Origin of the sequence: Streptomyces sp. NPDC000151 (assembly GCF_040301705.1) — a bacterium.
Taxonomy (GTDB): Bacteria; Actinomycetota; Actinomycetes; order Streptomycetales; family Streptomycetaceae; genus Streptomyces.
This window is the reverse complement of the sequence record NZ_JBEPFC010000005.1, coordinates 70,582-92,090: the sequence shown is the minus strand read 5'-3', so window position 1 is coordinate 92,090 and position 21,509 is coordinate 70,582. Positions and strand designations below refer to the sequence as shown.

Here is a 21,509-nt window from a genome sequence, read left to right as displayed (position 1 = left end):
CCCATCCCGTACGCCCATCCCGACGGTGGAGGATTCCCATGCCCGCAGCCGCCCCAGCCCTCCGCGACCGCGTCGCCGCCCGGCTCGACGCGTACAAGGACCGTCTGCTGGAGCTCAGCCACGAGCTGCACGCCGACCCGGAGACGTCCTTCGCCGAGACCCGGGCCGCCGGCCGGCTCGCCGCGCTGCTCGAAGACGCGGGCTTTACGGTGGAGCGCGGGGCGTGCGACCTGCCGACCGCGCTGACCGCGACGTACGGCAGCGGCGACCTCACGGTCGGGGTGTGCGCGGAGTACGACGCGCTGCCGGAGATCGGCCACGCCTGCGGGCACCACATCATCTGCGCCGCCGGCGCGGGCGCGGCCATCGCCCTGGCCGCGGCCGCCGACGAGCTCGGGTTCCGGGTGAAGCTGCTCGGCACCCCGGCCGAGGAGGAGGGCGGCGGCAAGGTACTGATGCTGGAGCGCGGCGCCTTCGACGACGTGACGGTGGCGATGATGGTGCACCCCTCCCGGACCGACGCCGTCGACCCGCGCGGCTCCAGCAACGCGGTGGCCCGCTTCGAGGTCACCTTCGCCGGCCGCGCCTCGCACGCCGCCGCGGCCCCCGAAGGCGGGCTGAACGCCGCCGACGCCGCGGTCGTCGCCCAGGTCGCGGTGGGCCAGCTCCGCCAGCAGCTCCGCGACGGCTACCGGGTCGCCGGCATCGTCCGGCACGGCGGCGAGCGCACCAACATCATCCCCGAGCGCGCGGTACTGGAGTACGAGGTGCGTACCCCCACCGGCGAGGAGCTGACCGGGCTCCGCGAACGGGTACTGAACTGCTTCCGCGGCGCCGCGCTGGCCACCGGCACCACGATGGAGGTCCGGCCGATCCAGCCCGACTACCTGGACCTGCGCCACGACGCCGCGCTGATGGCCGCCTACGCCCGCAACCTCGGCGCGGCCGGCCGCGAGGTGCCCGAGCCGGGAACGGTACCGCAGAGCACGGGCGGCTCCACGGACATGGGCAACATCACCCACGCCCTGCCCGCCATCCACCCCGCGATCGGCGTGCTGGGGTCCCAAGGGATGCCGCACACCCGGCAGTTCGCCGAGGAGACCGCCGGCCCGGCCGCCGACGAGGCGGTGCTCGACGGCGCGCTCGCGATGGCTTGGACCGGCCTGGACCTGGCCGCCGACGCCCAGTGGCGGGCCGAGTGCGTGGCCGGGCGTGCCGTTGCCCACGGCAGCAGGAGCGGTCTCGCGGCCCGCGGCTGACCGCGTCCGGCCGCGCCCGGATTCGCTGCGGTCAGCCGGTCAGCCGGTCAGCCGGTCAGTCGGCCGGCACGGTGCGGCGCGATCGGATCAGCGCCCGGCGGCCGAGGACGATGGCGATCAGTCCCAACGGGACGGCCGCGATAGCTCCGACGAGCCCGTTACCGGTGCCGGGACCGCCGCTGGAGGTGGCCAGGTGCAGCACCGCGAGGGCCGTGCCGGCCAGCCCCACCGCCATGGCCGACAGGGCGCCGGTGCGCGCGTTGCCGGTGCGGATACGGCCGGCGACGCGGGCCAGGGCCAGCCGGCCGAGGGCCACGCCGACCATCCCTACCCCGAGGGCCAGGTTGGCCCCGGTCCGCCCGGCGCCGATGACTCCGCCCTCGGCAGTCGCCAGCAAAACGTCTGATGCGTTCATGCCTCTCTCCTTCTTCTCGCAGAGCGATTCCAAGGCTGCGCTGTGCCCTTGAGGCTGTGCCTTGAGCATGTCTGCCGACCGCACCGCCGGTCGTCCCGCAGACGCAGGCACTTTGCGTTGCCACCGATGCCGCAGACGCCTGCCGCGGACGCGGCAGGAGCCGCGCGGATACCGCGGGCGCGGTAGTCGCCCGCTCGTCCACGAGGGGGACTTGCCAGCAGCGGCACACGGCTAAGGTGCGCGCATGACCAAAGGACGGTTCGGCGCCCCGCCCGGCATCAGAGACTGGGCGATCGCCCTCGGCGTGGCGGCCTTGCTGCTGGGCACCGGGCTGTCCACGGAGCACCCCGGCACGGACCCCGACGTGCTCGGCTACGCGCTACTGGCGGCCGGCGGCCTCGCGCTGGCCGCGCGTCGCCGCGTACCGCTGACCGTCCTGGCCATCACCGGACTGTGTGCGGTGGGATATCAGGCGGCAGGTTTTGCCGTGCTCGCCGTCTCGTACCTGATCGCGGTGTACGGCGCGGTGCGGGCCGGGCACCGCGCCGTCACGGTGGCGGCATCCGTGACCATGCTGGCCGTCCTTCACCTCACTGCCCTGGTCTTCCACGAGGGGCCCGCGGGCGAGGCATTGACACAGGCCCGACACGTCCTCGAGATCGCCTGGTTGATCGCCGCGTTTGCCGCGGGGGAGGCACTGCGGCAGGCCGAGCAACGGGCGGACGAAGCCGAGCGCACCCGGGAGGAGACCGCGCGGCGCCGCGCGGATGAGGAGCGGCTGCACATAGCGAGGGAGCTGCACGATTCACTCACCCACCAGATCTCGATCATCAAGGTGCAGTCGGAAGTCGCCGTCCACGTGGCCCGCAGGCGGGGTGAACGGATACCCGAGGCCCTGCTGGCGATCCAGGAGGCCGGACGTGAGGCGACCCGGGAACTGCGCGCCACCCTGGAGGCGCTGCGCGATGACGACACCACCCCGCCCCGCGGGCTCGACCACATCCCGGAGCTGGTGGAGCAGGCAAGCAGGGCAGGCCTGGAGGCGACGCTGATGATCGAGGGACAGCGGACCGACGTGCCGGCCGCGGTGGGCCGGACCGCCTACCGGATCGTTCAGGAGGCGCTGACCAACACCGCCCGGCACGCCTGCGCCGCGACCGCATCGATCCGCATCGACTACCGGGCCGACTCACTCGCCATCCAGGTCGATGACGACGGCAAGGCCACGCCGGACACGGTGCCGACGCCCGGCCTGGGGCTCCTCGGCATGCGTGAACGCGTCACCGCCCTCGGCGGCCGGCTGCACGCGCGGCCGCGCAGCGAGCGCGGCTTCACCGTCCAGGCCGAACTCCCCGTGGAGCACACCTCATGATCCGTGTCCTGCTGGTCGACGACCAGCCGCTCATTCGCAGCGGATTCCGTGCACTGCTCGACCTCGAAGACGACATCGAGGTGGTGGCCGAGGCGGCCGACGGCGAGCAGGGCCTGGCGCTGGCCAAGCAGCACCTGCCCGACGTCGTGCTGATCGACATCCAGATGCCGGTCGTCGACGGCATCGAGGCCACCCGGCGCATCGCCGCGGACCCGGCCTTGGCCCCCGTGCACGTCGTCATCCTCACCAACTACGGCATGGACGAGTACGTCCTGGACGCGCTGCGCGCCGGTGCCGCCGGTTTCCTCGTCAAGGACATCGTGCCGGACGACTTTGTGCACGCTGTGCGTGTCGCCGCCCGCGGTGACGCGCTGCTCGCGCCGTCCATCACCCGCAAGCTGATCAACCAGTACCTCACCCGGCCGCTCACCACCGTCGCCGGCACCGGTCTGGACGAGCTGACCAGCCGCGAACGCGAGGCCGTCACCTTGGTCGCGCAGGGTCTGTCCAACGACCGGATCGCCGACCGCATGGTGATCAGTCCGGTGACCGCGAAGACCCACATCAACCGGGCCATGACCAAACTCCACGCTCGCGACCGCGCCCAACTCGTGGTACTCGCCTACGAATCCGGCCTGGTGACTCCGCGCAACTCCTGACATCGCAACTCCTGACATCGACGCCGGGCATTGCCCCGAGGCTGTGCTCAGAACCCGTAGTCGGCCCAGCTCTCCACGACCCGCTGCCGCGTCTCCTCGGGGAAGGAGTACCTGAAGGACGCGGTGACGCCCTTGGTGACGCCCTCGAAGTGCTCGGGCAGCAGGCAGCTCGTGACGGACTTGCCGCCCTTGCCCGTGCGCGCCTCCTCCGGGGTGAGGTAGGGGACCATCGGAATGCCCGGCGCCTCCGGGTAGACGTACTCGCCGGTGCCGGGGTGGTAGCGGGTCGCCATGGCCCACACCACCTGGTTGATGTCGGTGATGTCGATGTCGTTCGCCACCAGCAGGACCTTGGGCACCAGCCATCCGGTGTGCGAGCCGAAGAGGACGTCGGCCACCGCGTCGGCCAGCTCCCGCTCGCCCAGCCCGCTCTCCGCCAGCCGCCGGATGTCGACGGACACGACGATCCAGCAGGTCGCGGCCTCGTACGAGCACCAGGCCAGGTCGACCGGCAGCCCGCTGGAGCGCAGCAGGTCCAGGCTGACGGCGGAGATCATCGTGCCCCAGATGGTGTGGTTCTCCTCCGGGGGCAGGCCCGCCACGCAGACCGGCAGGATGGGGTCGTCGCGGTGGGTGATCGCCTCGACGTGGAAGACGGGCTGCTGCTTGCTCCCGGCGAAGGAGTACCCGTGGTACTCGCCCATCGGTCCCTCGGGGGCGGTCTCGTCGGGGCTGAGGTAACCCTCCAGCACGATCTCGGAGTTGGCCGGTACGTACAGGTCGTGCAGCTCCGTGCGGACCACCTCGACGGCGCTGCCGGCGAGGGCGCCGACGTAGCCGTCCTCGTTCACCTCGGCGGGCAGCGGCATGCCCGCGGCGGCCAGCGCCGCCGGCGGGGCGCCCAGCACCATGGCCCACGGCGTCGGCAGGCCCTTCTCGCGCCACATGGCGTGGATCATGCCGATGTGCTGCTGCGGCATGGCCGGGCCGACGAGGGTGGTGCGTCCGTGCAGCATGGTGCGGCTGACCGACCAGCTGGTCCACCGCCCGTCGGGGGAGCGGACGACGTGGAAGCCGTACGTACCGAAGTACCTGCCGCCGTCCTGCTGGTGCAGCAGCGGGACGGGGAACCGCTCCAGGTCGACGTCGTCGCCCGTCAGCACGTTCTCCTTGCAGGGCCCGGTCTCCACCACGCGCGGGGCGACCGGCTCCGCGTGCATCGCGGAGATCAGCTTCTCCAGCAGCTCGCGCGGCGTGGTGTCGCGCGCCAGGCCGAAGTGCGCCGCGAGCCGGCCGTAGGCCCCCTCGTCGAGGCTGCTCAGGCCGGCGGGCGCGCCGAGGATCCGGAAGCCCGGCTCGGCCCCGGTGAGATTGCTGAACAGCGGCGCCGGGCTTCGCGTCTCGTAGACGCGCCGGGTGACGGCGCCCACCTCCAGCGTGGGACTGACCGGCCGCTGGATGTCGACCGCATCGCCAACGGCGAGCGAATCCGCCACGAAATCCCGGAAGTTGAGCGCGCTGCCGCGTTGTGTCATGACCCGACCTTCCCTCCTCGTCACGCACAGTAAGTACGTGTACGTCCTACCTGGCCGACGGTATAGTACGTGTACGTCCTAATCAACAACGGAGGAACGGCGGCGAGCGATGGCACAGGAGAACGCGGACGCCGGGCTGCTGCTCGCCGCGATCGGCGGGCTCGGCCCCCTGGCCCGTCAGCTGAGCCAGGTGCACACCCGGCTCTGGTACGAGCAGGTGCACCAGGACCTGACCGGTCCGCAGTTCACGGTCCTGAGCCTGCTGCACCTGCGCGGCGCCATGGACCAGGGCACGCTCGGCGCGCTGGCCAATCTCGACAAGTCGACCGCAGCGCCGCTGCTGGACCGCCTGCGGCGGCGCGGCCTGGTGGACATCGCCAAGGACGACAACGACAGGCGGCGCAAGCTGGTACGCATCACCGACAGCGGCCGGGAGCTGGCCACACGCCTCGCGCCCGAGGTCGTCGCGGTGAGCGAGCAGATGCTCGCACCGTTCTCCCCCGACGAGCGGGACCAGTTCCTCACCCTGCTGCGACGGGCGGTCCAGGGGCCCGAAGGGTAGGCCGAACGGTCACTCCGTCCCGCCCCGCGCGCCACGGGCGAGGCCATCGCCGCAGTAACCCTTGACGCGCCCGCAACACCCGCCTACTTCCGGCAGTTGGAACACCGTACGCGGCTCGACCTACGCCAAGGCGCACCTGCGGAAGGGCACCACGTACCGCCTCGAACTCGTCCAGGACCCGCTGGCCGTGAACATGAGCTACTTCTCCGCCAACGCCCACTACAACGACACCCGCACCGGCCCCTCCAACTACAGCGACGTCTACGCCTTGAAGGCCACACTGACCCGACGTGACTGACTGGGCGGCCGGCACAAGGAGGACCGCGACGCCCGGCACCGCGTACGTTCCTGGCCAGCGCCAAACGACCACTACCCCTCACTGCCGGCGCGCGACCGTAACGATCTCCCGGCTGTCCCTCGTGAGCGCCCCTCGCCGCCAGTCGCCGTACTGCCCCTCAACCCGGAACCCCGCCTCGACGAGAAACCCATTGAGCGCCGCAACGCCAAGAAACCGCAGACGCGTATGCTCCACGTGAAGCACCACACCTTCGGCCCCGGCCACCACTTCCCGGAACGTCACCACCCCGCCGCTGACGGACTCGACCTCATGCCACACCCGCAAGCCCCGCCCGACACCGCCAACGAGCTCAACAACGAGTTCAACAACGTCATCCGGATCGGTCGGATCCCACCCCTCCCAGGCCCGTGCCTGAGGATGCCGCGTCTCGAACGCGAAACGCCCACCGGGACCCAATGCCCCATGAATCGCGGCGAGCGAAGCACGTACTTCCTCATCGGTGACGAGGTACTGGAACGCATGCCCGGTCATCGTCACCAGCCCGAACCCGCCTCCGCCCGGCGCATCCGCTGCGGTGCCCTCGACCCACTCCACGTCGCGCCGCCGCCGGGCCCGCTCCAACGCACCCCGGTCCGGATCCAGCCCGACGAGCCGACCGCGATGTCCCTGTTCACGCGCGAGACGCAACATCGCGCCCGTACCACAACCCACATCGAGAACATCATCCGCAGCCATGACCAGACCGTCGTAAAAACGGTCTCCGGCATGGCGATCGGGATCCCAAGGATTCAGCAGGTCGTACAGCGCGGCAACGTCAGCGTCGGAAAACACCGCGGCAGCCTCCCTCAGCCGTCAACCCGGTGCTGAACTGCCGGTGGTGGCGGGGTGGCAGGCAGCAGCCCCACCCCCCTCATCCGGGCGATCTGCAAGGCCGTGAGTCGGCAGACGACCGTGATTGCGAGGGCGGCTGCGGTGGCGTCCAGTAGGTCGGAGACGAACACCGTGCGGAGTGCCGTTCTGAGGGCCTGGTATTCCTCGGCTTTGTCCAGCTGAGAGTTGCCGACGAAGGCGAGGGTCTTTGACGCGACCCACAGGCACCACCAGGCGTTGAGCAAGGTGAGCGGGGCCCGGCGGTCGGGTGGGGTGCTGGCCTTCCAGATGTCGCCTGCGATCTGGCGGGGGAACCACAGATTGACGAGGGGCGTGAACCAGGCGCCGAGTGTCCAGAGCCGGCCCCGGCGGTGACCGTCGGGGGCGAAGACCTCGGCGTTGATTCTGGTGCGGAAGAACCAGACGAGGAACGCCACCGCGGTCATCGGCAGCAGTGCGATGTAGAGGCTCCCGGAGAAGGTGTACGCCCGATCGGCGGCGGCGAGCTCCGCTGGGAGGCCGGGGGACACCCATCGCTGGGAGACCAGGTCGTTCAGTACGACGACGTAGCGGCCGCCGGCGGCGAGTGCGAACGCGTCCGCTGCGATGCACAGTGCCAGCAGTACGGTCACGACCGCCGCCGAGCGGAGGGGCGAAGCCAGCGCGCCGAGTCGTCCCGTACGGGCCGTCCTCGCCGCGGGTCTCGGCGGTGCGGGGGCACCGCTGGTGCCGCCCGGCTCCCGTTCCGTGGCCGCGCATTCCTCGCACCGGCCGTCCGCGGTGACGGCCGTCACCATGTGGCAGTTCGAGCACAGCATGGCGTGTCCGCCCCCCGTTCAGAAGAGGAGTCCCTCCCCAGGGCCCCCACCAGCACGGCCCGTATCCATGTCCATGCCGCTTGGGGAAGCTACGTGAGTCGGCGATCACCTGTCCACCGAGATGGGTGGTGAACGCAGGGTGTGTCCCCCGCCGGGCTGATTGAGGGGGAAAGCTAGGGGAGGGCCCGGTGGAGGCGGTGGATGCCTTCCTCCAGTTGGGCGGTGCCGGGGGTGCTGACGTAGCTCAGGCGCAGGTGGGGGGCGGGGGCTTCGGCGGTGAAGTACGGGCTGCCGGCGGTGACCGCCACGCCGTGGCGCAGGGCGGTCGCCGTGAGGGCGTGTTCGTCGGTGCCGTCGGGCAGCCGCAGCCACAGGTGGTAGCCGCCGTGCGGTGTCCGGTGCGGTACGAGGGTGGGCAACGCGCTGGTCAGCGCGGTGAGCACAGCGGTGCGGCGGTCGCGCAGGGCGCCGGCGAGCGCCCGCAAGTGGCTTGCCCAGGCGGGGGAGCCGACCAGTTCGAGGGCGGTCTCCTGCAACGGGCGGGGGACGAAGAAGCTGTCGACGACCTGGATGGCGCGCAGCCGTTCCAGTACCGGGCCGCGGGCGGAGAGCGCTCCGATGCGCAGGCTGGGGGAGGCCGCCTTGGTGAGCGAGCGTACGTGGACGACGACACCGTCCGGGTCGTCGGCGGCCAGCGGGAGCGGCAGGGGCGGGGAGTCGGCGTGCACCAGGCGGCGCGCGAAGTCGTCCTCGATGACGAAGGCGCCGGCCGCCCGGGCGGTGTCGAGTACGGCGGTGCGGCGCTGGGGGGAGAGGACGGTGCCGGTGGGGTTGTGGAAGAGGGGTTGGCAGACGAAGACCCGGGCGCGGGTCGCCTCGAACGCCTCGGCCAGCAGGTCGGTGCGTACACCGTCGGCGTCGACCGGTACCGGCACGGGCCGCAGCCCGGCGGCGCGGGCGACGGCGAGCATGCCGGGGTAGGTGGGGGATTCGACCAGGACGGGGGAGCCGGGCGCTGCCAGGGCCCGCAGGGCGGTGGTGAGGGCGCTCTGGCCGCCGGCGGTGATCAGGACGTCCGAGGCGTTGAGCGAGCCGCCCGGCCCGCCGATGTCGCGCGCGAACCAGTCCCGCAGCTCGGTCAGGCCCTCCACCGGGGGCCGGGACCACGTGCCGGGCCTGCGGCCGGCCCGGGCCAGCGCGGCGGCCAGCGCCCGTTCCGGCTGGAGCGCGGCGTGCAGGTAACCGCCGTTGAGGTCGATGACCTCGGGCGGCGGGGTGGTGAGGGTGGCCAGGATGCCGGCGGCGTCCGTGCCGCGGGGGCCCGTGTCGACGGTGGCGTGCGGCGGGTCCGCGCTCAGGGCCACCTCCTGCCAGGAGACGTCGCCGAGCGCGCCCGCGACACGGCGCGCGGTGGCCTTGAAGACGCCGGCGCCGGGCCGGGAGGTGACGAGCCCTTCGGCGGCGAGGGTCGCGATCGCCCGGGAGACAGTCACCGGACTGACCTGATACCGCGTCACCAATGCCCTGCTGGAGGGGAGCTTCTCCCCTTCCGGATAGCGGTTCAGCTCATTCCGCAAGGTCGCGGCCAATTGAGCCACACTGCTACTGTTGTTCATGACAGTACAAAATAGCGCTACTCAGTCTTCGTCGATAGCGGTCAGCAGTGCTACTCCCCGCGGTGGTGCTCGCCGCAGCGGTACTCTCCTGGCCGCTCTCGGCGTGGTGTCCTTCTCCTTCAGTTTCCCGGCCACCGTGTGGGCCCTGGACGGCTTCGGTCCGTGGACGGCGACCGGTGTACGAGGTCTGCTGGCGGGGCTGCTCGCCGCGGCCTGCCTGTACGGGGCCCGGGTGCCGGTGCCGGGGCGGCAGCACTGGCCGGCCCTGCTCACGGTGGCCGGCGGCTGCGTCCTCGGCTTCCCCTTGCTGACCACGCTCGCCCTGCAGACCTCCACCACCGCGCACTCGGCCGTTGTGATCGGCGTGCTGCCGCTGGCGACCGCCACCGTCTCGGCCGCCCTCACCGGCCGGCGCCCGTCGCGTATGTTCTGGACGGCCGCCATCCTCGGCGCCGTTGCCGTGGCCGCCTTCACCCTTCAGCAGAACCACGGCCTGCCGACCCTCGGCGACCTCTATCTCTTCGGCGCTCTGCTGGTGTGCGCCGCCGGGTACGCGCAGGGCGGCCGGCTCGCCTCGCACATGCCCGGCTGGCAGGTCATCGCCTGGGGCGTCGTCGCTGCTCTTCCCGTGTCCGCCCTGGTCACCGCCCTGGCCCTGCCGGTGGAGCCGGTGCATCTGACCACCGAGGCGGTCGTCGGGATGGCCTATATCGCCGCCGTTTCCCAGTTCGGCGGGTTCGTCGCGTGGTACCGCGGTATGGCCCTGATCGGGGTGCCCAGGGCGAGCCAGATTCAGCTCGCCCAGCCGCTGATCACCCTGGTCTGGTCGGTCCTGCTCATGGGGGAGCGGCTCTCTCCCCTCGCCGCCGTCACCGCCCTGATCGTGCTCGGCTGCATCGCGGTCACCCAGCGCGCCCGCAGTTGAGCCCCCTCACTGCCGCCTCTCGGGTGATGCGGATCGCGCGCGCCCGCGCGGAGAGCTTGCGTGTCACGAGCGCGGCGGCAGGGCCCTGAGCAGTCGGGCGTACTCCGCGCGGGTCACCGGTAGCACCGTGCCGTGGCGAGGGCTCGGGGGCAGTTGGTAATCCGTGGACTGTGTCCACTTCCCGGACGTGAGGTCGGTGGTCTCGAAGGGGACGTAGCCGCGACCGCCGAACTCGTCGATGAACAGGTACCACTTCTCCTCTGTGTTGGACTTGAAGACCGTCGGTCCCTCGCCCCGGTCGACGGTTCCCTTGCCGATGCAGTCGGCCACGAAGTCGTAAGAGATATCGGTGAGTTCGGTGGAGCGCTCGGCGGTGATGAACTTCGAGCAGGGCGTGCCTGACGAGGGATCGCGCTCGTCCTTGGTGAAGCGGTAGTAGGTGTCGCCGTCCTTGATGACCGTGGAGTCGATCACCGAGTAGCCGGGGTCGTTCCACACCTTGGGCGTACTGAAGGTGCGGAAGTCCTTCGTCGTCGCGTAGAGCATCTTGTTGTACGTCGTGCCGGTGTGGTCCGGGTCGTCCTCGGCGTAGATCTTGGAGGCCCAGAAGACGACGTACGCGTCGAGGCGGTCGTCCCAGTACGCCTCCGGGGCCCAGGTGTTGCCCGCGGTGCCGGGGGCGACCCGCACCAGGCGGCGGTCGGTCCAGTGGGTCAGGTCCGTGGACTCCCACACCATGATGGACTTGCTGCCGGTGCGCTGCACCTGGTCCCAGCTGCCGCCCTCGCCTCCGTACATCCGCAGGTCCGTGGCGATCAGGAAGAACTTGTCGCCCCGCGGGGAGCGGATCACGAACGGGTCGCGCAGGCCCTTGGTGCCGAGGTCGGAAGTGAGCACCGGCTTGCCGCCGTTCAACTCCCGCCAGTGCAGGGGATCGTTGCCGCGGCTGAGGGCCATACGGATCTGCTCGCCGTCCGCGGTGCCTTCGCCGGTGAAGTAGGTGAAGAGGTAGCCGGCGTACGCGTCCATGTGCCGAGGCTTTTCCTGGGGCGTTGCGTTGAGCGCCGTGCCCGACGGTGCGCTCAGGAGGGTGACACAGAGCGCGGCGAGGACGGTGAGGAGAGGAATGAGGGGGCGGGAGGAGCGTCGTCGTCTCATGGGGCGTGTCATGGGGCGTGTCCTTCCGGTCATGGGGCGTGTCCTTCCGGAGGAATTCACGCCGCCGGCTGTCCCGGCGGCGGTGCCGTGCTGTCGCGCAGTACCAGCCGCGTCGGTACCAGCGTCGTGCCGCGGTCCGTGCCGCCCTCGCGGACCTGCCGCAGCACTCCCTCGACGCAGCGGCGGCCGACCTCGGCGAAGTCCTGGTGGACCGTGGTGAGCGGAGGCAGGAAGGAGCCGGCCTCCGGGATGTCGTCGAAACCGATGACGGAGACGTCCTGTGGCACCCGGCGTCCGTGCTCGTGCAGCGCGCGCAGCAGGCCGAGCGCCATCTGGTCGTTGGCGGCGAACACCGCGGTGCAGTCGTCCCGCTCGGCCAGGCGCAGGCCCGCGCGGTAGCCCGACTCCGCCGACCAGTCGCCGTGCACCAGCGGCGGTGGCACCCGGCCGGCCTCCTCAAGTGCCGTACGCCAGGCGGCCGTTCGACGTTGGGCGGCGTACGACCCTTCGGGGCCGGCCAGGTGCCACACGGTGTCGTGCCCCAGGTCGAGCAGGTGCCGTACGGCGTCGCGGGCGCCGCCCGCCTGGTCCGTGTCGACGACCGCATAGCGGTCCCCGGCGTCCGAGTCCGCCACCACGACCTTCACATGCGGCGGCAGCGAGAGGCGGGCCGAGTCGAGCAGGTGAACCTCCATGATGACGATGACGGCGTCGACGGCGAGTTCGCCCAACCGCGAGAAGGCGCCGCGTACTTCGTCCTGCGTCGGCACCGCCACGGGCAGCAGGGTGACCGCGTAACCCTCCTCCGCCGCGGACGTGGCGATCGCCTCCAGCGTGCGGACGTTGCCGGTCGTGGAGAGTGTGAACGTGATGACGCCGATGGTGCGGAAGTCGCCGCGCTTGAGCGCACGGGCCGCGCTGTTGGGGCGGTAACCCAGCTCCCGCATCGCGGCGAGTACGCGCTCGCGGGTCTCCTCGTGCACGCCGGGGAAGCCGTTCGAGACGCGCGAGACGGTCTGCGAGGAGACGCCCGCGACCCGGGCGACGTCCGCCATCGAAGCGTTCTGTGTACGACGCCGGGTTCCGGCCCCGCCGCGCGCCGGGACGCTGTCCGTTGCTCCCACCGTCTCCCTCATCAGTCGCGCCGTCCGTTCCTGCAGTAACTGTTGACCGTCGTCATCGAGGCGGTGTAGATATGTCGCCGTCCGAATGTTTGCGTAAACATACCAGCTCAGGGCACCGTGCGCGCCGCGATGTTTACGCAAACATGGCGAGGATGACTGGCCCGGGAAGTACCAGCGAGGGGCACGACATGACAACGATGCAACCGCCGGCGGCCGCACGGCCCCGCCCGGCCGGGCCACCGGTGCGCCGCACGCGCCGCTCGTGGACGGGATGGGGGTTCATCGGCCCCTTCGTCCTTGTCTTCGCCCTGGTCTTCCTCGCGCCGCTCGCGTACTCCGGCTACCTCAGCCTCTTCCGGACCCAGCTCATCGGCGGCACCACCTTCGTGGGCCTGGACAACTACCAACAGGCCCTGCAGGACGGCCGGTTCTGGGACGGCGTCGCCCGCGTCGGGCTCTTCCTCGCCGTCCAGGTGCCGATCATGCTGGGCCTCGCCCTGCTCGTCGCGCTCGCCCTCGACAGCGGCCGGCTGTACGGCAAGGACTTCTTCCGGATATCCGTCTTCCTGCCCTACGCCGTGCCCGCCGTCGTCGCCACGCTCATGTGGGGCTTCATGTACGGCACCCGCTTCGGACTGGTCGGCGACATCAACGACGCGTTCGGCGCGAAACTGCCCGACCCGCTCTCGCCCGATCTGCTCCTGGCCTCGATCGGCAACATCGTCACCTGGGAGTTCATCGGCTACAACATGCTGATCTTCTACTCCGCGCTGCGCGTCGTCCCGCACTCGCTCTACGAGGCCGCCGAGATCGACGGCGCCGGCCAGTGGCGCGTCATCTCGGCGATCAAGCTCCCGGCCATCCGCGGCGCCCTCGTCATCGCCACGATCTTCTCGATCATCGGCAGCTTCCAGCTCTTCAACGAGCCGAGCATCCTCCAGAAGCTGGCGCCGAACGTGATCACCACCGACTACACCCCGAACTACTACACGTACGCGCTGTCCTTCTCCGGCCAACAGCAGAACTACTCCGCGACCGTCGCCATCGTCATGGGCCTGATCACGATGATCGTCGCCTATGTGGTCCAGCTGCGCGGCATGCGCAAGGGAGCGTGATCCGATGAGCAGCACCGCCCCCGCGGTCGCCCGGCCCGCACAGAAGCCGGTCACCGCCACCCCTCGGCTGCGGCCGCCGCGCCGCCGTGCGCCCGGGCGATCCAAGCGCAGCGTCCTGCTGACCGTGCTCACCGGCGTCGTCCTGCTCTACAGCCTGCTGCCGCTGCTGTGGCTGCTGATCAGCGCCACCAAGACCCAGCAGGGGCTGGCCCGTTCGTTCGGCCTGTGGTTCGACGGGGACTTCGCCCTGTGGGACAACATCGTGCAAACGTTCACGTACGACGACGGTGTCTTCGGCCGCTGGCTCCTCAACACCGCGCTGTACGTGGTCGTGGGTGCCGGTGGCGCGACCTTCCTGGCCGTCCTCGGCGGGTACGCGCTAGCCAAGTTCGACTTCCCCGGCAAGCGTGCCGTGTTCGCCGTCGTCATCGGCGCGGTCGCCGTGCCCGCCACGGCCCTCGCGGTCCCCACGTTCCTGTTGTTCAGCAAGCTCGGCCTGACCGACACCCCGTGGGCGGTCGTCATCCCCTCTCTGATCTCGCCCTTCGGCCTCTACCTGATGTGGGTGTTCGCCACCGAGGCGATCCCCGGCGAGCTGATGGAGGCAGCGCGCATCGACGGCGCGAGCGAGGTGCGTACCTTCTTCCAGGTCGCCCTGCCGCTGCTCGCGCCCGGCACCGTCACCGTGCTCCTCTTCACCACGGTCGCGACCTGGAACAACTACTTCCTGCCGCTGATCATGCTGAAGAACCCCGACTGGTACCCGCTGACCCTCGGCCTCGACAGCTGGAACAAGCAGGCGTCCACGGCCGGCGGCGAAGCCGTCTTCAACCTGGTCGTCACCGGCTCACTGCTCACCATCGCGCCGCTGATCGCCGCCTTCCTGCTGCTCCAGAAGTACTGGCAGTCCGGGCTCGCCGCCGGAAGCGTCAAGGAGTAGGCGCAGCAGGGCAGTTCACCCCGGTCCACGCATCACCTCGAAGAATCCGTGCACCACCTCGAAGAAGCGGAAGCATCACCATGCCCAAGTACACCCGCCGCCTGCTGCGCGGCACAGGTGTCGGCTGCGTCCTGGCCCTCGGCGCGACCGCATGCGGCGGCGCCGCCGACACCTCCGCTCAGAAGCAGGTCGGTTCGGCAGACCTGCGGGCGGCCCTGAAGAAGGGCGGCACTGTGACCGTGTGGGCATGGGAGCCCACGCTCAAGCAGGTCGTCGCCGACTTCGAGAAGAAGTACCCGAACGTCGACGTCAAGCTGGTCAACGCGGGTACCAACAAGGATCAGTACAAGGCCCTGCAGAACGCCATCTCGGCGAAGAAGGGCGTCCCCGACGTCGCGCAGATCGAGTACTACGCACTGGGGCAGTACGCCCTGACGAAGTCCGTCACCGACCTCGCGCCGTACGGGGCCGCCAAGCTCGCCGGCTCCTACTCCGCGGGCCCCTGGAACTCGGTGAAGTCCGGCGACGGCATCTACGGCCTGCCCATGGACTCCGGCCCGATGGCCCTCTTCTACAACAAGAAGGTCTTCGACAAGTACAAGATCGCGGTGCCCACCACCTGGGACGAGTACGTCGATGCCGCCCGCAAGCTGCACAAGGCCGACCCGAAGTCCTACATCACCAGTGACGTCGGTGACGCGGGGCTGGCCACCAGCCTGCTGTGGCAGGCCGGTTCGCACCCGTACAAGGTCGACGGCACCAAGGTCGGCATCGACTTCACCGACCCCGGAGCCAAGAAGTACACCGACACCTGGCAGAAGCTCATCGACGAGAACCTCCTCGCTCCGGTCACCGGCTGGACAGACGACTGGTACAAGGGGCTCGGCGACGGCACCATCGCTACCCTGCCCATCGGCGCCTGGATGCCGGCCAACTTCGCCTCCGGTGTGAAGGACGCCGCCGGTGACTGGCGCGTGGCCCCGCTGCCGCAATGGACCAAGGGCGCGAACACCCATTCCGAGAACGGCGGCAGCTCGCTCGCCCTGCCCGAGCTCGGCAGCAACAAGGAGCTCGGCTACGCCTTCGTCGAGTACGCCAACTCCGGCGCCGGCGTGCGGACCCGCATCAAGAACGGCGCGTTCCCGGCCACCACGAAGGACCTGGACTCCAAGGAGTTCCAGAACACCGAGTTCCCGTACTTCGGTGGGCAGCGGGCCAACAAGGTCTTCGCCGAGGCCGCGAAGAACGTCCCCACGGACTGGCAGTACCTGCCCTACCAGGTGTACGCCAACTCGATCTTCAACGACACCGTCGGCAAGGCATACATCTCCGGCACAAAGCTGTCGCAGGGCCTGAACGCATGGCGCGACGCCTCCGCCAAGTACGGCTCCGAGCAGGGCTTCACCGTCGAGAAGTAACCAGGAGCGGCAGGCCGCTCCCCGTCAGCCGTCCCGTTCCCCGGAAGGACCCGCATGATCCCGTCCGCCTCTCCGCGCCCGCCCCGCTTCCCGTACGCGACGGGCGGTGACGGCTCCCCGCGGCTCGTCTACGGAGCCGACTACAACCCCGAGCAGTGGCCGCGAGAGGTGTGGGAGGAGGACGTCCGACTGATGCGCGAGGCCGGGGTCAACGTCGCCTCCCTGGCGATCTTCTCCTGGGCGCGGCTCCAACCGACCGCCGCCACCTGGGACTTCGGCTGGCTGGACGACATCATGGCGCTGCTGCACGAGGGCGGCATCGGCGTCGACCTGGCCACCGCGACCGCCTCCCCGCCGCCCTGGCTCACCACCGCGCACCCGGAGATCCTGCCGGTGACCGCCAACGGCGAGACGGTGTGGCCGGGGGCGCGGCAGCACTGGCGGCCCACGTCGCCGGTCTTCCGCACCCATGCGTTGCGTCTCGTACGGCAATTGGCGACCCGATACGCCGGCCACCCCGCCCTCGTGGCCTGGCACGTCAACAACGAGCTGGGCTGTCACAACGTCTACGACTACTCGGAAGACGCGGCCAGCGCCTTCCGCGCGTGGCTGCGCCGCCGCTACAGCACGCTGGAGGCGCTCAACCACGCCTGGGGGACGGCGTTCTGGTCCCAGCACTACAGCGAATGGGACCAGATCCTGCCGCCGCGGCTGGCCGCATCGCACCCCAACCCGACGCAGCAGCTCGACTTCAAACGCTTCTCGTCCGACGCGCTCAAGGACCATCTGCGCGCCGAGCGCGAGGTGCTCCGGGAACTCACCCCGGGCGTGCCCGTGACCACCAACTTCATGGTGATGCCCGGCATCAAGGGCATGGACTACGCGGACTGGGCGAGCGAGGTCGACTTCGTCTCCAACGACCACTACGTCGTGCCCGGGCCGCGGGACCGCGACGAGCTGTCCTTCTCGGCCAACCTGACCAGCGGCGTCGCGGGCCACCGCCCGTGGTTCCTGATGGAGCACTCCACCAGCGCCGTGAACTGGCAGCCCGTCAACCTGCCCAAGGGGCCCGGCGAGCTGGCCCGGGACTCGCTGCTGCATGTCGCGCACGGCGCCGACGCCGTCTGCTTCTTCCAGTGGCGCCAGTCCGCCGCCGGCGCCGAGAAGTACCACTCGGCGATGCTGCCGCACGCCGGGGCCGACAGTGACCTCTTCCGTTCCGTTGTCGAGCTGGGAGGGAAGATCAAGGCGCTCGCGCCGGTCGCCGGTGCCGCCCGCGAACCCGCCCGCGTCGCCGTCCTGTTCGACTGGGACTCGTGGTGGACCAGCGAGCACGACTCCCACCCGACCTCACGCCTCGACTACCATCGCGAGGCCCTGGACTGGTACTCGTCGCTGCTGCGGCTCGGCATCCGTGCCGACGTCGTGCCCCGCCACGGCACCGACCTCGCCGCGTACGACGTGGTGATCGCGCCGGTCCTGCACGTGGTGCCCCAGGCGCTGGCCAAGGAGTTCACACGCTACGTCGAGGGCGGCGGCCACCTCGTCACCACGTATTTCTCCGGCGTCGTCGACGAGCACGACCACATCTGGCTCGGCGGCTACCCCGGGGCGCTGCGCGAGCTGCTCGGCATCCGGATCGAGGAGTTCGGGCCGCTGCTCGACGGCGACACCGTCGACCTCGACAACGCGACCACGGGCAGCCTGTGGACCGACCGGATCACCGCCGCCGCGCCCGACGTCGAGGTACTCGCCCGCTACCGCACCGGCACGTACGCCACCCGCCCGGCGGTCACGCGTCGCATTACGGGCCGCGGGTCGGCCGCGTACGTCTCCACACGTCTGGGGGTCGACGGCCTGTCGACCCTCCTGCCCGAGCTGCTCGCCCCGGCGGACGTCACGAGCGAACTGCCCGAATCCGCGCGTGGTGCGGTGGAGCTGACCGTGCGTCGTGACGACCGCCACCGCTACCTGTTCCTGGTCAACCGGACCGATGAGACGGTGCCGCTGCCGGGCGTCACCGGTGACGTTCTCGCGGGCCCCGAACCCGGCGGAGACGGACTCGTACTGCCGCCCCGTGAGGTCGCAGTGTTGCGGCTCCCCGTCTCCTGACCCTGACCATCACCCAGCACCAACCGCCTGCCCATCACCATGCGTTGGGAGTACACGTTGGCCACCCGTACCCGCACGAGACGACTGCTCGGCATCGTCACCACCACCGCACTCGCCACCGGAACCGCACTGATCGGTACCGCGTCGCCGGCCGGCGCGGCGACCGAATCCGTCACCGTCCGGCCCGACCCCTCCTACCGGCAGCAGGCGTTCCAGGGCTGGGGCACCAGCCTCGCCTGGTTCGCGAACGTCACCGGCGGTTACCCCGAGCCGATCCGAGAGAAGCTCGCCGACCTCCTCTTCGGCGACAAGGGGCTCGCCCTCAACATCGCCCGTTACAACATCGGAGGCGGCAACGCCCCGGACGTCAAGGACTACCTGCGGCCAGGAGGCGCCGTCGAGGGTTGGTGGAAGGCGCCGAAGGGCACCACCCGCGACGACACCGACTGGTGGAACGCGGACGACCCCGCCGACTGGAACCCGGACGCCGACGCCACACAGCGCTGGTGGGTCGACCGGATCAAGGACGACGTCGACCGCTGGGAGACGTTCAGCAACTCACCGCCCTGGTTCATGACCGAGAGCGGTTACGTCTCCGGTGGCTTCGACGCGAACAAGGACCAGCTCAAGACCGATTCCATCGACGACTTCGCCGCCTACGTGGCGGGCGCCACCAAGCGACTGGAAAAGGCTGAGGGCATCAAGGTCGACACCGTCGACCCGTTCAACGAACCCAACACCGGCTACTGGAGCACCAAACTCGGCTCCGACGGCGAACCGACCGGCGGCCGGCAGGAAGGCGCCCACATGGGCCCTGAGCTGCACAAGAAGGTGATACGTGCCCTCGCCCCCGCCCTGAAGAAGGCAAAGGCCGGCGCCGAGATCTCCGCGATGGACGAGACCAATCCGGGCATCTTCGCCACGAACTGGAACAGCTACCCTTCCGACGTGCGTGACCGCGTCGGGCAGCTGAACGTCCACACCTACGGCACCGGCGGCCGCACCGCCGTCCGCGACCTCGCCAAGGCCGCCGGCAAGCCGCTGTGGATGAGCGAGGTCGAAGGCGACTGGGGCGACGGGCAGTCCTTCACGGACATGCGGCCCGGACTCGGCCTCGCCCAGCACATCGTCGACGACCTGCGCGAACTCGAGCCGCGTGCCTGGGTGTTCTGGCAGCCCGTCGAGGACTACGACAACATGAAGCCGGGCGGCGAGTCCGGCAAGGGCGGCAACTGGGGCAGCGTCCAGATCCCGTTCAGCTGCACCTCGAAGGACACCCTCGACAGCTGTCCGATCCGCACGAACACGAAGTTCGACACGGCCCGTAACTTCACGCACTTCATCAAGCCGGGGGACCGGCTGATCAAGACGGACGACACGTCCAGCGCCGCCGCCGTCTCGCGGTCCGGCGATGCCGCCACCGTCGTCCACGTCAACGGGACCACGGCCACCCGCACGGTGACCGTCGACCTGTCGAAGTTCCGGAGCATCGCCGCGGACGCCACCGTCACACCGGTCGTGACCAGCGCCGACGGCAAGCTGAAGCGGTACGCGGCCGTCCCGGTCGGCGACAAGAAGGCCACCTTCACGGTGCCCGCGCAGTCGGTGACGTCGTTCGTCGTCGACGGGGTGTCCGGCGTCGCGGCGGATGCGGCGCTGCTGCGCAAGGGGCACACGTATGAGGTGACCGGTGTGCAGAGCGGCAAGGCGCTCACCGCCGCCGACGACGGCACCGGGCTCGTCGTCAAGAGCGGGAGCGGTACGTCCGACACCGGACGGCGCTGGCAGCTGCGACAGATCAACGGCGACCGCGCGGACAACCAGGCGCGGTACGTGTTCACCAACGCGGCCGGCGGCGATCGACTGGCCGTGCGCGACGACACCCCGGTCCTCGAACCCGACACCGGGCGACGCGACGCGGCCACCCAGTGGATCATGTCGACGACCGGTAACGGCAACTGGACCCTCGTCAACGCCGCCACCGGCAGGCTCCTCGAAGTCGGCGGCCAGGCCACCCACGACGGTGCCGCCGTCACCACCTGGCAGCCCAACTCCGGCTCCAACCAGCTGTGGAGGGTGGCCGACGTGACCGGTCGATCAGCTCGCTGACGTGTGTGCGGCCGGCCCCGGACAGCTGCGTCCAGGGCCGGCCGCCCTTGGGCGACTACGCCTAGCAGGCGCCGTCCGACACCTGAAGTCCCTTACCGGCTCCCGCGGTCCGGCTCACGATGTCCGGGACGCAGGCGGCCCTATCGAGGGTGTAGGAGTAGGGGATGCTGACGGAGGTGTTGGACTGCGGGTTCGGACCGGCGGGGTTGTTCTCCTCGCCGGGGCTGGACCAGGTCACGTTGTCGAAGGTGTTGCCGCTGACCTGCCAGTATCCGGCCGCGTCGGTGTAGAAGGTGCCCAGGACGTCCTTGGAGTCCTCGAAGTAGTTGTTGTCCACCTTGGCGCGTGCCCCTGCCCGGGAGTTGATGCCGGACTCGTTGAGGCTCATGTAGTGGTTGTTGTAGATGTGCGCGATGCCGCCGCGCAGCAGCGGCGTGCGCGAGTCGATGTTCTCGTACAGGTTGTGGTGGTAGGTGACGTAGCCGTTCGAGACGTCGCTCTCGCTCGACCCGACGAGGCCACCACGCCCGGAGTTGCGCAGGATGCTGTACGACAGTGTCACGTACTGGGTGTTGGCCTTCATGTCGAAGAGGCCGTCGTACCCCTCCGACTCGCCGCCCGACGCCTCCAGTGTGGTGTGATCGACCCAGACGTTGCGGACGTCGCTCTCCATGCCGATGGCGTCCCCGCCGTTGGACGTGGGGGAGCCCGACTTCTTGACGTTCTTGACGGTCACGTTCTGCACGATGATGTTGCTGGCATCCCGGATGTGGATGCCCAACTGGTCAAAGACGGCTCCGCTGCCGACTCCGACGATCGTGACGTTGCTGATCTGCTTGAGCTCGATCACGCCGGCGGCGGTGTTGCAGCTGTCGCCCGACACCTTGGCGGTGTTGCCGTGATTGATGGTGCCCTCGACCTCGATGGTGATCGGGGTGCTGCTACTGGCCCGGTTGCACAGGGCCGTGTGGATCGCGGTCCCCGTCGTGGCCCGTACCGTCTTCCCGCCCGCCCCGCCGGTGGTCCCGCCGTTCTGGGTCGCGTAGCCGGTGGCACCGCCGGTCGCCGCCGATGCCTCGGGTAAGGCCATCCCCACCCCGGTCGCGCCCGCGAGGGCCACCATGGCCGTCGCCACTCCGAGGCGCACTGCGACTGGTCGTCTCATGCTCGTCTCCCCATTCGTCATCGAATGCTGGGTGCTCCT

The 21,509-nt window shown here is 70.1% G+C and carries 17 protein-coding genes and 2 pseudogenes; 11 read left to right on the top strand and 8 right to left on the bottom strand.

The window, feature by feature from the left end; translation table 11 throughout:
• Positions 1-38 precede the first annotated feature (38 nt).
• Positions 39-1,259, top strand: coding sequence for an amidohydrolase (locus ABT381_RS03285; protein WP_351587061.1), 1,221 nt, complete (start codon positions 39-41; stop codon positions 1,257-1,259).
• A gap of 55 nt (positions 1,260-1,314) precedes the next feature.
• Here the strand turns inward: ABT381_RS03285 and ABT381_RS03280 are convergent, their stop codons facing one another.
• Positions 1,315-1,674, bottom strand: coding sequence for a DUF6223 family protein (locus ABT381_RS03280; protein WP_351587059.1), 360 nt, complete (start codon positions 1,672-1,674; stop codon positions 1,315-1,317).
• A 244-nt stretch (positions 1,675-1,918) separates the two neighbouring features.
• Here ABT381_RS03280 and ABT381_RS03275 point away from each other — a divergent pair, with 244 nt between their 5' ends.
• Positions 1,919-3,046, top strand: coding sequence for a sensor histidine kinase (locus tag ABT381_RS03275; RefSeq protein WP_351587057.1), 1,128 nt, complete (start codon positions 1,919-1,921; stop codon positions 3,044-3,046).
• The gene (locus ABT381_RS03270; RefSeq protein WP_351587055.1) at positions 3,043-3,705 is read left to right on the top strand and encodes a response regulator; all 663 of its coding nucleotides are present in this window, start codon (positions 3,043-3,045) and stop codon (positions 3,703-3,705) included. Before ABT381_RS03275 ends, ABT381_RS03270 begins: the two co-directional genes overlap by 4 nt.
• Before the next feature lie 47 nt (positions 3,706-3,752).
• Here the strand turns inward: ABT381_RS03270 and ABT381_RS03265 are convergent, their stop codons facing one another.
• A complete protein-coding gene (locus tag ABT381_RS03265) occupies positions 3,753-5,240 on the bottom strand; it encodes a UbiD family decarboxylase (RefSeq protein ID WP_351587053.1) in 1,488 nt (495 codons plus the stop codon).
• 109 nt (positions 5,241-5,349) lie between these two features.
• Between ABT381_RS03265 and ABT381_RS03260 the strand changes: the two genes are divergently transcribed.
• Positions 5,350-5,802 (top strand): MarR family winged helix-turn-helix transcriptional regulator, encoded by a 453-nt coding sequence (locus tag ABT381_RS03260; protein ID WP_351587051.1) that lies wholly within the window; start codon positions 5,350-5,352, stop codon positions 5,800-5,802.
• 61 nt (positions 5,803-5,863) lie between these two features.
• Positions 5,864-6,100 carry a hypothetical protein gene (locus tag ABT381_RS03255; protein ID WP_351587049.1) on the top strand — a complete coding sequence of 79 codons (237 nt, stop codon included), beginning with the start codon at positions 5,864-5,866 and terminating at the stop codon, positions 6,098-6,100.
• A 78-nt stretch (positions 6,101-6,178) separates the two neighbouring features.
• Here ABT381_RS03255 and ABT381_RS03250 read toward each other — a convergent pair whose 3' ends face one another.
• From ABT381_RS03250 to ABT381_RS03240, 3 genes are all read right to left on the bottom strand, one after another.
• Positions 6,179-6,931: a class I SAM-dependent methyltransferase gene (locus ABT381_RS03250; RefSeq protein WP_351587047.1), complete on the bottom strand. Its 753-nt coding sequence runs from the start codon at positions 6,929-6,931 to the stop codon at positions 6,179-6,181.
• A 14-nt stretch (positions 6,932-6,945) separates the two neighbouring features.
• On the bottom strand, positions 6,946-7,788 hold the full coding sequence (locus tag ABT381_RS03245) for a DUF4328 domain-containing protein (RefSeq protein ID WP_351587045.1): 843 nt from the start codon (positions 7,786-7,788) through the stop codon (positions 6,946-6,948).
• A gap of 173 nt (positions 7,789-7,961) precedes the next feature.
• A complete protein-coding gene (locus tag ABT381_RS03240) occupies positions 7,962-9,404 on the bottom strand; it encodes an aminotransferase-like domain-containing protein (protein ID WP_351587043.1) in 1,443 nt (480 codons plus the stop codon).
• 103 nt (positions 9,405-9,507) lie between these two features.
• Here ABT381_RS03240 and ABT381_RS03235 point away from each other — a divergent pair, with 103 nt between their 5' ends.
• Positions 9,508-10,329, top strand: a complete 822-nt coding sequence (locus ABT381_RS03235) for a DMT family transporter (RefSeq protein WP_351587041.1) — start codon at positions 9,508-9,510, stop codon at positions 10,327-10,329.
• A 75-nt stretch (positions 10,330-10,404) separates the two neighbouring features.
• Here the strand turns inward: ABT381_RS03235 and ABT381_RS03230 are convergent.
• Together ABT381_RS03230 and ABT381_RS03225 are read right to left on the bottom strand one after the other, a co-directional pair.
• Positions 10,405-11,487 (bottom strand): annotated as a pseudogene (locus ABT381_RS03230) (glycoside hydrolase family 43 protein); the annotation flags it as partial.
• A gap of 56 nt (positions 11,488-11,543) precedes the next feature.
• Entirely contained in the window at positions 11,544-12,542 is a 999-nt protein-coding gene (locus ABT381_RS03225) for a LacI family DNA-binding transcriptional regulator (RefSeq protein ID WP_351587039.1), read from the bottom strand.
• 257 nt (positions 12,543-12,799) lie between these two features.
• Here ABT381_RS03225 and ABT381_RS03220 point away from each other — a divergent pair, with 257 nt between their 5' ends.
• From ABT381_RS03220 to ABT381_RS03200, 5 genes are all read left to right on the top strand, one after another.
• Positions 12,800-13,726 (top strand): carbohydrate ABC transporter permease, encoded by a 927-nt coding sequence (locus ABT381_RS03220; protein ID WP_351587037.1) that lies wholly within the window; start codon positions 12,800-12,802, stop codon positions 13,724-13,726.
• 4 nt (positions 13,727-13,730) lie between these two features.
• Positions 13,731-14,666, top strand: a complete 936-nt coding sequence (locus tag ABT381_RS03215) for a carbohydrate ABC transporter permease (RefSeq protein ID WP_351587035.1) — start codon at positions 13,731-13,733, stop codon at positions 14,664-14,666.
• An 80-nt stretch (positions 14,667-14,746) separates the two neighbouring features.
• A complete protein-coding gene (locus ABT381_RS03210; RefSeq protein ID WP_351587033.1) occupies positions 14,747-16,084 on the top strand; it encodes an ABC transporter substrate-binding protein in 1,338 nt (445 codons plus the stop codon).
• Between the two features lie 54 nt (positions 16,085-16,138).
• Positions 16,139-18,196 (top strand): beta-galactosidase, encoded by a 2,058-nt coding sequence (locus ABT381_RS03205; protein ID WP_351587031.1) that lies wholly within the window; start codon positions 16,139-16,141, stop codon positions 18,194-18,196.
• A 57-nt stretch (positions 18,197-18,253) separates the two neighbouring features.
• Positions 18,254-20,305 carry a glycoside hydrolase gene (locus tag ABT381_RS03200; RefSeq protein WP_351587029.1) on the top strand — a complete coding sequence of 684 codons (2,052 nt, stop codon included), beginning with the start codon at positions 18,254-18,256 and terminating at the stop codon, positions 20,303-20,305.
• Between the two features lie 64 nt (positions 20,306-20,369).
• On the opposite strand, the pseudogene ABT381_RS03195 reads toward ABT381_RS03200, so the two are convergent.
• A pseudogene (locus ABT381_RS03195) lies at positions 20,370-21,470 on the bottom strand (pectate lyase family protein); the annotation flags it as partial.
• Positions 21,471-21,509 lie beyond the last annotated feature (39 nt).